Source organism: Dongia rigui, assembly GCF_034044635.1.
Taxonomy (GTDB): domain Bacteria; phylum Pseudomonadota; class Alphaproteobacteria; order Dongiales; family Dongiaceae; genus Dongia; species Dongia rigui.
In genome coordinates this window covers 796,252-808,339 of the sequence record NZ_JAXCLX010000002.1, presented here as the reverse complement: position 1 = coordinate 808,339, position 12,088 = coordinate 796,252, and the positions used below count along the sequence as shown (strand labels likewise).

The window sequence follows — 12,088 nt, the reverse complement described above, 5'->3', positions numbered from 1 at the left end:
CTGGATCCTTCTTTTCGGGGAGATTTCAATGCGTCGCACCTGTTTGCTGATAGCCGCCACCTTGTCGCTGGCTCCCGCCCTGGCCACCGCCGCCGAACCAGCAAGTTGCGCGAAGGTGCGCCTCGCCGAACCGGGCTGGAATGACCTGACATTCACCACCGGGGTCGCGACCGTCATTTTGAACGGCCTCGGCTACAAGGCAGAAAGCAACCTGCTCGGCCTCGACATCATCTATCAAAGCCTCAAGAACAAGGACCTCGACGTCTTCATGGGCTACTGGGATCCGGCCATGGTCAGCTACTACCAGCCCTACAAAGCCGACGGTTCGGTTGAAACAGTGCATCAGAATTTGGAAGGCGCCAAATACACCTTCGCTGTCCCGCAATATGTCTATGATGCCGGCGTTCACGACATCGCCGATCTCGCAGCCCATGCCGACAAATTCGACAAGAAGATGTACGGCATCGAACCAGGCTCCAATCAGTTGATGTTCGACATCACCAAGGATGCCAAGTTCAAACTCGAAGACTGGGAAGTCGTTGAGTCAAGTGAACAGGGCATGCTCACCCAGGTCGACAAGGCCGTGCGCCACAAGGATTGGATTGTCTTCCAAGGTTGGGCGCCACACCCGATGAACAATGATTTTCCGATCGCCTACCTGACCGGTGGCGACGCCTATTACGGGCCTGACCTTGGCGCCGCCACCGTCCACACCCAGGTGCGCAAGGGCTATCTCGATGAATGCCCCAATGTGGCGGCGTTGCTCAAGAACATCACCTTCGATGTTCCGCTGGAAAACGAGGGCATGGGCTACCTCATTCATGACGGCATGAGCGCCACCGAGGCGGCCGCCAAAGCCTTGAAGGCGCATCCCGAATATCTCGACAAATGGCTGGCAGGCGTGGCCGCTCAGGACGGGAGCGATGGAGCGGTTGCCGTCAAGAAATCACTCGGCCTCTAAGACGCATACCTCATTTGCCTCATCTCGATTTGGACGGTGTCACCCTGTGGTACGACACCGTCCCCTCGCCCAACTCCGACGCGCCGCCTGCCCTGCTCATCCAGGGTCTCGGCATGCAGGCGACGGATTGGCCGGCGTCCCTGCTGTCATCACTTGCCAGCACGAGACCGTTGATCCTCTTCGACAACCGCGATGCCGGGCTATCGCAACTGTTTGGCCCGCAACACGATCCAGAATTGCGGGAGGAGGCGTTCCCCGGCTGGAACCAGCCGTCCGGCCACCCCCCTTACACGCTTTTCGATATGGCGGCAGACACCATTCGATTGCTTGACGCGCTGGAGATTCCCACAGCCCATCTGGCAGGGTTCTCAATGGGCGGCATGATCGCCCAGATCCTCGGCGCCCAGCATCCAGACCGCGTATCGAGCGTCTCCGGCCTGATGACCAGCGCGGGCCAAGACTGGCTGAACAGCACAGCAGAGGCCGATCGCATGATGCGACGTTCGATCGTCCAGGTTGCCGATCAAGAAAGCCTTGTCGACTTCTTCCTCGCGGCTGAGGAAGTCTTTGCCGGTCCGAGCCTCATAGGCGATCGATCGACCCGATATCAGGCGACCCTCGCCGCACTGTCGCGCGGGCACCATACCGCCGGGATCTGGCGGCAAGCGCTCGCCATGCGCGCGACAGGCGATCGCCGACATCTCCTTGGCGGCACCACGGTCCCGCTGCTGATGGTGCATGGCCGCGAAGATCCCGTTATCGCCTTCACGCAGGCAGCAGCCATCACCGAGTTGCGGCAGGACGCATGCTTCATCGAATTGTCGCAGACCGGTCATGTCCTTACCGAGGACAATGGCGGGTGCGTTGCTGGGATAATCTCCGCCTTCTGGGATTCCTTGGCGCAGCCGTGAATCATCGCCGGCATCTTGCAAGAGTGGCTCCCGGATGATCTGGTATTGGCAGCGTTCTGGGGGAACAAGCGCATGAAGCTCTATTGGTCGCCACATACCCGTTCGATCCGCGTGCTCTGGCTGCTGGAGGAGATCGGCTGCCCCTACGACCGTGTGCTGGTCGATATTCGACAGGGCGAGCAGAAGCGCCCGGGCTTCGACGCGATCAGCCCCCTCAGAAAGGTGCCGGCACTGGAAGACGACGGTGTTCACGTGGCGGAATCCGGCGCCATCTGCGCCTACCTTGCCGACAAGTTCATCGGCGCGGGCCTGGCGCCCCGCCTCGACGACCCTTTGCGCGGCCCCTATCAGCAGTGGATGTACTTCGCCACCGGCAACATGGAGCCGGCATTCTTCCAGGCCGCCATGAACCTGGAGGTGCCGGAAATGCAGGCCGGCTGGGGCAGCTTCGACCGTTGCATCTGCGCCATTGAAAATGCCGTCTCGGAACAAAACTGGCTGTTGGGCGCGCGCTTCAGCGCCGCCGACATATTGATGGTGACCAGCCTCTATTACGGCATGAAGATCATGAACATCGTGCCCGAAAAGCCTGCGTTTTTGGCCTATCTGTCCCGGGCGGCGGCGAGGCCGGCATTCCAGCGCGCCCAAGCTATAGATTCCGGGGCGGCCTAGATTCAAACGCCCAAAGCCGCTATGACATCCGCCGATCCCGTCAAGGAACCGGAAGCAGATGAGCAACGATATCCTTCCCCTGCTGCAGCGCATCGCCGACAGCCTGGAGCGCCTCGCGCCACAGGCCGCCAGGGCCGTCGACCTTTCGGCTGCCGACGCCTTTGTCTGGCAAGCCGAGACGAGCTGGCTTGAGCCGGTGCCCAGCGTATCGCGCGTTCATATCAACTTGCTGCAGGGCATCGATCGCAACAAGGATATCCTCCTCGACAATACCCGTCGCTTTGCGGCCGGCCTGCCCGCCAACAATGCCCTGCTGTGGGGTGCCCGTGGCACCGGCAAGAGCTCGCTGGTCAAGGCGGTTCACGCCGCCATCAACCTCGACCTCAAGACGCCGCTGAAGCTGATCGAAATCCACCGCGAAGACCTCGTCACCTTGCCACGCCTGCTGCAATTGCTGCGCGATACGAAGCACCGCAGTGTGATCTTCTGCGACGACCTGTCCTTCGATGCCAATGATGCCAGCTATAAATCGCTGAAAGCGGTGCTGGAGGGCGGGCTAGAAGGCCGGCCGGGCAATGTGCTCTTTTATGCCACATCGAACCGCCGGCACCTGATGCCGCGCGACATGATCGAGAACGAGCGCTCGACGGCCATCAATCCCTCGGAAGCAGTCGAGGAGAAGGTGTCGCTCTCCGATCGCTTCGGCTTGTGGCTCGGTTTCCACAATTGCGACCAGGAAACCTTCTTTGCCATCATCGATGGCTATTGCGCCAGCTTCGGCCTCGACCTGCCGCGCGATGAGGTGCACGCCCAGGCCATCGAATGGTCGGTGACCCGCGGATCGCGTTCCGGCCGTGTCGCCTGGCAGTTCATCCAGGATTTGGCGGGCCGCCTCGGCAAGAAGATTGTGCTTTAGGCACCGCCGTCCAGATACTTCATCGGGTCGACCGGCTCCTCGCCCTTGCGGATCTCGAAATGAAGCTGGGGCTTGGCCACATTGCCAGTCTGCCCGACCCGGGCAATGACCGCGCCACGCTTGACCTTGTCGCCCTTCTGCACCAGCAGCGACTGGTTGTGCGCATAGGCCGTGATCAGGCCATTGGCATGGCGAATGAGAACCAAGTTGCCGAAACCGCGCAGCTGATTGCCAGCATAGGCGACGGTCCCATCGGCCGCTGCCATGACAGGTGCCCCGACCGGCGCTGAAATATTGATGCCGTCATTGCGCAACCCGTCCGAGGTCGTGCCGAACTTCGAGATCACCTTGCCCTGTGCCGGCCAGACAAAGCCCGAACTGCTCGGCGCAGAGACAACGGCCGCCTGCTGAACCGGTGCCGCTTTCGACGCAGCCGGTGCCGGTGCTGGCGCAGGTGTAGTCTTGGCCCCCTGCTGCTGTTCATAGGCGCCTTCGACCGCCTCTTCGGCAGCGGTCAAATCGGGCTCGGCAGCCGGCGCTTTCGATGTCGTTGGCACCGACTTCGGTGTCGTTGCCGACGGCACGGTCACCGGCGGCGGCAATGGCTGGACCTTGGCAGTCGATGAGGACGAAGTGGCCGGCATGGTCGGCGCCGGGGCAAGGGGCTTTGGCGCCGTCGTCGCCCCGGGCGGTGGCGGCAAAGCGGTCGCGGAAACACTTCCGGCAGTGGCTGCCGACGGTACCACATCGACCTCGGGTGCGGGCGGCGTCGGGGGCGTCGAGCTTGGCAGCGGCACGGCAGCGCTTTGGGTCGCCTCCACAGCACTCGGTAGCGTCAGTGTCTGACCGACGCGCAGGGCATATGGTGGCTTCAATTCATTGAGCTCGACCACGGCACTCTGCTGAACGCGGAAGCGCCTGGCGAGGGCACTCAGCGTGTCCCCGGCCTTGACCACGTAAGTCTGGCGCTGGGAGATGCGGAGTTCCTGGCCGGGCCGCAGGTTATAGGGCGGCTGCAGGCCGTTATTGTCGATGAGGGCCCGGATCGGCGTGTTGGTGCGGTTCGAGATGATGGCCAGCGTGTCGCCCGGCGCCACGACATAGCTGCCATTGACGATCTGTCCCATGTTGGGATTCTTGGGTGCCGACGAATAGGTCGCGTTCATGCTGGGCGCGATCATGTTGCCGCAACCCGCAAGAAACGCCGTGAGCGCCAGGACGCCGAGCCACCGCCGCATTCTCAATTCTCCATTCGTCGCGGCGTGGGCCTGCCCTCGCCTTCCGGCAAGGCGCCTTCGACCAATGGCACGAAGCGCACGTCCGTGATGATTTTCGGCGAGACCGAGCCATCCTCCTGCTTGGTCAACTTGACCAGTACCTGGTCACCCCGTTCCGGCCCGACGGGAATGACCATGATGCCGCCGACGGCCAGCTGATCCACCAGCGTTTGCGGCACTTCGGCGGCGGCGGCCGTTACAATGATGCGATCGAACGGCGCCTGTTCGCGCCAACCGCGCGAACCATCGCTGCAGCGGCTGGTGATGTTATGCAGGCGCAAATGATGGAAGCGCTGCTCCGCTTCGGCGAGCAACGACTTATAACGCTCGATCGTATAGAGCCGGCGGCACAGTCGCGACAACACAGCGGCCTGATAGCCGGAACCGGTGCCGATCTCCAGCACCTTGTGCGTCTTCTTGACCTCCAGGGCTTCGGTCATCATGGCGACGATCTGCGGCTGGCTGATCGTCTGGCCATGGCTGATCGGCAGTGCCTGGTCTTCATAGGCCTGGTCGTGGAAGCTATCCAGCACGAAGAGCTCGCGCGGAATGCGCTCGATCGCATTGAGGACGTCCGTGTCGGTCAAGCCGGCACGCCGCAACCCCATGATCATGCGAATCTTGCGCGCATGCAGGCTCATCGAGGCAGGCCGTCCACCTTGCCTGTCTTCCTCTTGGCCACCGTCTTCGGCTGGGGGAACAAACCTTCCATCCGCCGCAGCATCGCCGCATGCGTCAAATCGAAATGGAGCGGCGTCACCGACACGGCCTTGGTCATGATGATGCCAAGGTCGGTTTCGGGATGCTCCGGTTCGTCGGTCGGGAAATCGCCGATCCAGGTCACTTCCCGCTCGAACGGGTCGCGCGCATGGACAACCTCGACATGCGACATGCGCCGGCCCTGGCGGCCAACCTCGATGCCAGTCACTTCCTTGGGCGGGACGGGCGGGAAATTGACACTCATCAACACGCCCTTGGGCCAAGCAATGGTTACCAGCTTGCGCACGACCTCCGGTCCGAAGGCAGCGGCAGTCTCCCAATGCAGCTTGTCCTTGGCACGCACGCGCACTTGGCTGAACGCGATCGCAGGGATGCCCAGCATGGCCCCTTCCATCGCCGCCGCGACGGTGCCTGAATAAAGGACATCCTCGCCCAGATTGGCGCCACGATTGACACCGGACAGGACGATATCCGGCCGGCGATCCTTCATCAGGTGATTGACAGCGATCAAGGTGCAATCGCTGGGCGTGCCGGAAACGGCGAACTTGCGCGTCGCCACTTTGCTGATCTGCAACGGGCGTCGCAGGGTCAGGGAATGCGAGGCACCACTGTGCTCGCTTTCAGGCGCCACAACCCAGACATCGGATGACAGGCTCTTGGCGATCTTTTCAAGGACCTTGAGGCCCGGCGCGTGGATTCCATCATCATTGGTAACAAGGATGCGGGCCTTCTTCAGGTTGAAAGGCGTCTTAAGCATGGGGGCGAATGACCTCGAGACCGTTCATGTAGGGACGCAGAGCATCCGGCACGACGATCGAGCCGTCTTCCTGCTGATAATTTTCCAGCACGGCGATAAGGGCACGACCGACCGCGACGCCCGAACCATTCAGCGTGTGCACGAAGCGCGTCCCCTTCTCGCCCGGCTTGCGGCAGCGCGCCTTCATGCGCCGCGCCTGGAACTCGCCGCAGTTCGAGCAGCTTGAAATTTCGCGGTACATTCCCTGGCCCGGCAGCCAGACCTCGATGTCGAACGTCTTCTGCGAGGAGAAACCCATATCGCCGGTCGAGAGCGTCATGACCCGATACGGCAGGCCGAGCTTCGCAAGCACGTTCTCGGCGCATTTGGTCATGCGCTGGTGTTCGGCATCCGATTCATCCGGATGCGCAATCGACACCATCTCGACCTTCCAGAACTGATGCTGGCGGATCATGCCGCGGGTATCACGGCCGGCAGCACCCGCTTCCGACCGGAAGCAGGCCGTCAACGCGGTATAGCGGAACGGCAGCTTGGTCTCGTCCACGATTTCATCGGCCGCCAGATTGGTGAGCGGCACCTCGGATGTCGGAATGAGATAATGCCCCTGCTCCGTCTTGAACAGATCTTCGGCGAACTTCGGCAGATTGCCGGTGCCATAGAGCGAGACGTCCTTTACCAGGAACGGTGGGTTGACTTCCGTATAGCCATGCTCGGCCGTGTGCAGGTCCAGCATGAACTGCCCAAGGGCACGTTCGAGCCGGGCCAAGGCGCCCTTCAACACCACGAAACGCGCGCCGGAGATCTTGGCCGCCGCAGCAAAATCCATAAGGCCCAATGCTTCGCCGAGCTCGAAATGCTGCTTCGGTGCAAAGGCAAAGTTGCGGCGTTGGCCGACTTCGCGCTCGATCCGGTTCGCGGTTTCATCGGCACCATCGGGCACGTCGGCGACCGGGAGATTAGGCTGCTGCGCCAACAGAGCATCCAGTTCGGCGGCCGCCTTCTGCTCCTCGACCTCAGCTTCGGCCATGCGGTCCTTGAGGCTGGCCACTTCGGCCATCACGGCCGAGGCGTCACCGCCCTTCGACTTGATCTGGCCGACCTGCTTGGAAAGCTCGTTGCGCTTGGCCTGCATTTCCTGCCAGGCAGTCTGCGTCGACCGGCGCTTGCCGTCGAGGTCGATTACCGTCGCCGCCAAAGCTGGCAGGCCGCGCCGCGCCCGCCCCGCATCAAAGGCGTCAGGATTGTCACGAATCCATTTTGGGTCAAACATTTAGCCGTCGAGCTCCAGATCCTCGATTCGGCTCAACTTATAGGACGGAACCCGCGGCCGGTCAAAGACACGCTTAGGCCGGTTTGACGTCCGTTCCGGGCTGGTCTTCCTCACCCTTGGCTTCAGCCTCGGCGCGCTTCTTTTCGACCAACTTGGCCATGAAGATGGAGACTTCGTAGAGCAGCAGCATCGGCACGGCGAGCGACATCATGCTGAGGGCGTCGGGCGGGGTTACGACAGCGGCCACCACGACGATCGCGACGATGGCGTAGCGGCGTTTTTCCCGCAAACCCTGCGAACCGACGATGCCCACCTTGGCAAGCAGGGTCAAAAGCACGGGCAATTCGAAGCAGAAACCGAAAGCGAAGATCAGCTTCATGATCAGATTGATGTACTCGCCGATCTTGGGCAGGAGCTCGATCGCCAACTTCCCCTCGCCGCCAGCGGTCTCAAACCCCAAGAAGAACTTCCACGCCATCGGCATGAGGACGTAATAGACGAACGCCATGCCGACCGCGAACATGATCGGCGTGGCGATCAGGAACGGCAAGAACGCGCTTTTCTCATGCTTATAGAGGCCGGGCGCAATAAAGGCCCAGATCTGCGCCGCGATGATGGGAAAGGACACGCATAGCGCCCCAAAGGCCGCGACCTTGAGCTGCGTGAAGAACGGCTCGGTGAGATCCGTGAAGATCATCGGCCGGCCGGCCGGCAGCAACAGGGCGAGCGGCCGCTGCAGGAATTCGAGAATATGCTGCGCGAAATAGAAGCAGACGATGAAGGCCAGGAAAAAGCCGAGTGCCGCATAAAGCAGGCGCGTGCGCAGTTCCACCAGATGCTCCAACAAGGGCATCTTCTTATCTTCTTCGGCGCCACTCATGCGGACAGGCTCTTGTCGGTGGTGTTCTGCACCGGCTGATCGGCGCTGGTCTCACTGGCGGCAACAGCCGGTGCTGCCTCAGGCGTCACGGCCAGGGACGGCATGGTGGCCGTCATATCGGCGATGTTCGGCGGGGCTGGTTCAGCCTCAGCCTGCGGCTCGGACAAGGCGGCTTTCGTCTCGGCGACCGGCTCGTTGATCGCCTTTTTCAAATCGCCGGATGGGTCGATGGCCTTCTCGATCTTGTCACTGATCGAATGCGAACTGATTTTCTGCAGTTCGCGCTTGGCATCTTCCAGTTCCGCTTCGCGGACGATTTCATTGACGCCGCTCTGGAACTCAGAACCAAGCTTACGAGCCGCGCGCATCCAATGCGAAAAGGTCTTCAGGGCGTGCGGCAGCTCCTTGGGTCCCAAGACCACAAGGACGACCACGCCGATGATCAACATCTCGCTCCAGCCGATGTCGAACATCCAGCCTTACCCTTTTAACCCTTGATCGTTGCGCGCGCCCGGGAGCCGGACGGCCGGCTCTCAGCTGCGGTCGACGATCGTCTCGCGCGGCTTTTCTTCGGACTTCGCGACGTTGATGTTCGCGTCGTCCTTGCTGCCGTCCTTGATGTTCTTCTTGAAGTCTTTAATACCGGCGCCAAGGTCGCCCATGATCTTCGACAGTTTGCCGCCGCCACCGAACAGGACGAGCACGACGACCAAAACGATCAGAAGATGCCAAATGCTGAAGCTACCCATCTGGGCCTCTCCTTAAAATCTTAATCCCTCCGGCGGTGGGCGCCGGACCCGGGCGGACTATGGCAAATCCGCCGCTTCGCTACAATAGCCAGTCATTATCATTTAGGTGTCGCTAACCCGCTGACAAGGCCGCAATTTCGGGGGCCGTTACCGGGCGGCAGCCAAGTCTTTGCGAGCGCGGTCCCAACCCCCGGGAAAGATAAGGGCATCGGCCGGATCGAGCTGGAGGAGAATTTGGCTGCCCGGCTCGGGCAGATTTCGGCCTGTGTGTCGGGCGTGCACAGTCGTTCCCTCGGCCGGCCCACCCGCCAGGTGAACCACCAATAGTTTGCTGCCGCCGAGGAAGCGCACTTCCGACACCCGGCCGCTCGCCGTCGGCAGGACGCCGCTGCCGGCCGACACCCATTGCAGGCTCTCGGGCCGTATCAGGATCTGCACCTCTGCCCCTTCGCCCATACCTGGTGCCGGCAGCGCACCGAAAGGCGTCGCGACGGCCCCACCATCGACACGGCCGACAAGCTCGTTCGTGTTGCTGAAGAAACGCGCGACGAAAGGACTGACCGGGCGATGATAGAGCGCGTCCGGCGACCCGCTCTGGACGACGCGCCCCGACTGCATCAGATAAATTCGGTCCGCCATGAACATGGCTTCTTCCGGATCATGCGTGACCATCAGCGTCGCGGTCCGGCTACGTTTCAGCACATGGAGCGTTTCGTCACGGATCTGCTCGCGCAAACGCGCGTCCAGGCCTGAAAACGGCTCATCGAGCAGCAGCACGGCGGGCTGCGGCGCCAAGGCACGCGCCAGCGCGATGCGCTGCTGCTGCCCGCCGGACAAAGCGTGCGGGAAGGCCGTGGCGTAATCGGCCATATCTACCTGATCCAGCACCTCGGCAATGCGCCGGTCGCGCCGCGCGGGTTCGAGTTCAGTTAGGCCGAATCCGACGTTCCGGCGCACGCTGAGATGCGGAAACAATGCAAAATCCTGGAAGACCAGGCCGACCCCGCGCCGTTCCGGCGGCACGCTGAGCCTCGCCGCGCCATCGGCGATGGTCTGTCCCTGCATCACCACGCGACCCTGCTGCAATGCCTCCAGTCCCGCCGCAAGCCGCAGCATGGTCGACTTGCCGCAACCCGACGGCCCCAGCAAACAGATGACTTCCCCTTCATTGACGTGAAGCGACACGTGATCGACCGCCAACAGCTTTTCATAAGCGTGGCTGACGTCATGGAGTTCGAGTGCGCTGGCAGATGAAATTGTCATGAGGTGAATGTCTCGATCGCCGGTGCGGTCTGCCCCGGACGCGCCTTGGCACTGGCACGTGCCATCAGATAGACAGGAAGGATGCCAACCGCGACGATGGCGAGAGCGGGACCAGCTGCTTCGGCGAGGCGCTCGTCGCTGGCAAGGTTATAGGTCATGGTGGCCAGCGTATCGAAATTGAAGGGCCGCAATACCAAGGTGGCGGGCAGCTCCTTCAGCACGTCGACAAAGACCACGATGCCGGCGGTGAGCAGGCTGCCGCGCATGATGGGCAAATGCACATCGCGCAATGTGCCGAATGGTGAACGGCCCAGCGAGCGCGCGGCAAAATCCATGGACCGCGTCACCTTGCCAAGGCTCGTTTCGACCACGTTCAGGCTGACCGTCAGGAATCGCACCAGATAAGCAAAAGTGACCGCCACCAACGTGCCGCTGAGGATCAAGCCGAAGGTGACGCCAAAAGTGGCCCTGGCCCAGGCGTTGATGCCATGATCGATGGCCGCGAAAGGCAATAGGATGCCGATCGCCAGAACCGGGCCCGGAATGGCATAGCCAAGGCTTGCAACCCTTACCGCCCATCGCGTGGGCCGCGTCGGATGCAGGCGCGTGGCATAGGCCAGCACCGAGGCAAGGCAAACGGCCAGTGCCGCCGCAAAGCCGGCCATGAAGAAGCTGTTGCGAATGAGGACCAGGAACTTCTCGCCCACCCAGGCATCCAGATTGGTGATCGCCCAATAGATCAGCACCGATGCCGGCAGGAGAAAGCCGAAACTGACGGGCAAGGCGCAGCCGACGATCGCGCCGGCGGCACGCAGGCCCTTCAATCGATAGCGGGGCAGTGGGCGATAGCGTGTCGTCGTATGCGCAAAACTGCGGCTCCCGCGCGATCCCCGCTCGATGGCCAGCAACAGGAAGACGATCACCAGCAACAAGGCTGCAAGTTGGGATCCCGCAACGGCATCACCCATCCCGCGCCAGACCCGATAGATACCGGTGGCCAGCGTATCGACGCCGAAATACTGCACTGTCCCGAAATCGTTGAGTGCCTCCATGAGCGCGAGAGCCACGCCGGCGACGAGGGCGGGCCGCGCCAACGGCAGCGCCACGTGAAAAAAGCCGCGCCAGGGCGAACAACCCAAGGTGCGGCTCACTTCCAACACGCAGGCCGATTGCTCCAGGAAGGCCGCGCGCGCCAGCAGATAGACATATGGATAAAGAACCAGCACCAGCATGACGACGGCACCCGGCAGCGACCGGATGTCGGGTAGCCATCGCAGCCCGCCTTCCATGCCGAGGACGTCTCGAAGGGCAGTTTGTGCCGGTCCGGCATAATCCAGCAGGCCGGTATAGGTATAGGCGATCACATAGGCCGGCATCGCCATCGGCAGCAGCAATGCCCAGTCAAATATCTTGCGCCCGGGAAACCGGCAAAGCGTGACCATCCAGGCTGCGGGTACACCGATTAACAGCACACCGATGCCGACACCAGCCACCAGCAACAGCGAATTGGCGACATAGCTCGACAGCACGGTCTGGGCGAGATGCCGCCAGATATCACCCTTGGCGGCAAAGAGGCTCGAAAAAACGGCAAGGATTGGAAAGGCGACAGCGAAGGCGATCGTCCAGGCGGCGAGATTCCAAATGCGCGACCGGCCCATCTTCGTGGGGAAAGCACGTCCCGGCGCATCGGCTGCGGTATCAATGGAAGCCAA

13 protein-coding genes are annotated in these 12,088 nt (G+C 62.0%); 4 read left to right on the top strand and 9 right to left on the bottom strand.

Features of this window, described 5'->3' with window-relative positions; all coding sequences use genetic code 11:
* Nucleotides 1-28 precede the first annotated feature (28 nt).
* The 4 genes from choX to SMD31_RS15350 all read left to right on the top strand — a co-directional run bounded on the left by choX (nt 29) and on the right by SMD31_RS15350 (nt 3,460).
* Complete coding sequence (choX, locus tag SMD31_RS15365) at nt 29-961, top strand: choline ABC transporter substrate-binding protein (RefSeq protein ID WP_320501775.1); 933 nt, start codon at nt 29-31, stop codon at nt 959-961.
* Nucleotides 889-1,872 carry an alpha/beta fold hydrolase gene (locus SMD31_RS15360; protein ID WP_320501774.1) on the top strand — a complete coding sequence of 328 codons (984 nt, stop codon included), beginning with the start codon at nt 889-891 and terminating at the stop codon, nt 1,870-1,872. Before choX ends, SMD31_RS15360 begins: the two co-directional genes overlap by 73 nt.
* A 72-nt stretch (nt 1,873-1,944) precedes the next feature.
* Nucleotides 1,945-2,544 carry a glutathione S-transferase family protein gene (locus tag SMD31_RS15355; RefSeq protein WP_320501773.1) on the top strand — a complete coding sequence of 200 codons (600 nt, stop codon included), beginning with the start codon at nt 1,945-1,947 and terminating at the stop codon, nt 2,542-2,544.
* A gap of 58 nt (nt 2,545-2,602) precedes the next feature.
* Entirely contained in the window at nt 2,603-3,460 is an 858-nt protein-coding gene (locus SMD31_RS15350; protein WP_320501772.1) for an ATP-binding protein, read from the top strand.
* Here the strand turns inward: SMD31_RS15350 and SMD31_RS15345 are convergent.
* The 9 genes from SMD31_RS15345 to SMD31_RS15305 form a co-directional block, all read right to left on the bottom strand.
* Nucleotides 3,457-4,698, bottom strand: a complete 1,242-nt coding sequence (locus SMD31_RS15345; protein WP_320501771.1) for a LysM peptidoglycan-binding domain-containing M23 family metallopeptidase — start codon at nt 4,696-4,698, stop codon at nt 3,457-3,459. The two genes, SMD31_RS15350 and SMD31_RS15345, sit on opposite strands and share 4 nt — an antisense overlap.
* A 2-nt stretch (nt 4,699-4,700) precedes the next feature.
* Entirely contained in the window at nt 4,701-5,378 is a 678-nt protein-coding gene (locus SMD31_RS15340; RefSeq protein WP_320501770.1) for a protein-L-isoaspartate(D-aspartate) O-methyltransferase, read from the bottom strand.
* Entirely contained in the window at nt 5,375-6,214 is an 840-nt protein-coding gene (gene surE / locus SMD31_RS15335) for a 5'/3'-nucleotidase SurE (protein ID WP_320501769.1), read from the bottom strand. The genes SMD31_RS15340 and surE overlap by 4 nt, the downstream gene beginning before the upstream one ends.
* On the bottom strand, nt 6,207-7,484 hold the full coding sequence (serS, locus tag SMD31_RS15330; protein WP_320501768.1) for a serine--tRNA ligase: 1,278 nt from the start codon (nt 7,482-7,484) through the stop codon (nt 6,207-6,209). Before serS ends, surE begins: the two co-directional genes overlap by 8 nt.
* Before the next feature lie 73 nt (nt 7,485-7,557).
* Nucleotides 7,558-8,364, bottom strand: coding sequence for a twin-arginine translocase subunit TatC (gene tatC, locus SMD31_RS15325; RefSeq protein WP_320501767.1), 807 nt, complete (start codon nt 8,362-8,364; stop codon nt 7,558-7,560).
* Entirely contained in the window at nt 8,361-8,837 is a 477-nt protein-coding gene (gene tatB, locus SMD31_RS15320; RefSeq protein WP_320501766.1) for a Sec-independent protein translocase protein TatB, read from the bottom strand. The genes tatC and tatB overlap by 4 nt, the downstream gene beginning before the upstream one ends.
* Before the next feature lie 60 nt (nt 8,838-8,897).
* Complete coding sequence (gene tatA, locus SMD31_RS15315; protein WP_320501765.1) at nt 8,898-9,113, bottom strand: twin-arginine translocase TatA/TatE family subunit; 216 nt, start codon at nt 9,111-9,113, stop codon at nt 8,898-8,900.
* 147 nt (nt 9,114-9,260) lie between these two features.
* On the bottom strand, nt 9,261-10,376 hold the full coding sequence (locus tag SMD31_RS15310; RefSeq protein WP_320501764.1) for an ABC transporter ATP-binding protein: 1,116 nt from the start codon (nt 10,374-10,376) through the stop codon (nt 9,261-9,263).
* On the bottom strand, nt 10,373-12,088 hold the full coding sequence (locus SMD31_RS15305) for an ABC transporter permease (protein WP_320501763.1): 1,716 nt from the start codon (nt 12,086-12,088) through the stop codon (nt 10,373-10,375). Before SMD31_RS15305 ends, SMD31_RS15310 begins: the two co-directional genes overlap by 4 nt.

Excerpts from the sequence above, each read along its gene's own strand:
- choX (WP_320501775.1), top strand. The coding sequence starts at position 29 with ATGCGTCGCACCTGTTTGCTGATAGCCGCCACCTTGTCGCTGGCTCCC.
- SMD31_RS15360 (WP_320501774.1), top strand. The coding sequence starts at position 889 with ATGGCTGGCAGGCGTGGCCGCTCAGGACGGGAGCGATGGAGCGGTTGC.
- SMD31_RS15355 (WP_320501773.1), top strand. The coding sequence starts at position 1,945 with ATGAAGCTCTATTGGTCGCCACATACCCGTTCGATCCGCGTGCTCTGG.
- SMD31_RS15350 (WP_320501772.1), top strand. The coding sequence starts at position 2,603 with ATGAGCAACGATATCCTTCCCCTGCTGCAGCGCATCGCCGACAGCCTG.
- SMD31_RS15345 (WP_320501771.1), bottom strand. The coding sequence starts at position 4,698 with ATGCGGCGGTGGCTCGGCGTCCTGGCGCTCACGGCGTTTCTTGCGGGT.
- SMD31_RS15340 (WP_320501770.1), bottom strand. The coding sequence starts at position 5,378 with ATGAGCCTGCATGCGCGCAAGATTCGCATGATCATGGGGTTGCGGCGT.
- surE (WP_320501769.1), bottom strand. The coding sequence starts at position 6,214 with ATGCTTAAGACGCCTTTCAACCTGAAGAAGGCCCGCATCCTTGTTACC.
- serS (WP_320501768.1), bottom strand. The coding sequence starts at position 7,484 with ATGTTTGACCCAAAATGGATTCGTGACAATCCTGACGCCTTTGATGCG.
- tatC (WP_320501767.1), bottom strand. The coding sequence starts at position 8,364 with ATGAGTGGCGCCGAAGAAGATAAGAAGATGCCCTTGTTGGAGCATCTG.
- tatB (WP_320501766.1), bottom strand. The coding sequence starts at position 8,837 with ATGTTCGACATCGGCTGGAGCGAGATGTTGATCATCGGCGTGGTCGTC.
- tatA (WP_320501765.1), bottom strand. The coding sequence starts at position 9,113 with ATGGGTAGCTTCAGCATTTGGCATCTTCTGATCGTTTTGGTCGTCGTG.
- SMD31_RS15310 (WP_320501764.1), bottom strand. The coding sequence starts at position 10,376 with ATGACAATTTCATCTGCCAGCGCACTCGAACTCCATGACGTCAGCCAC.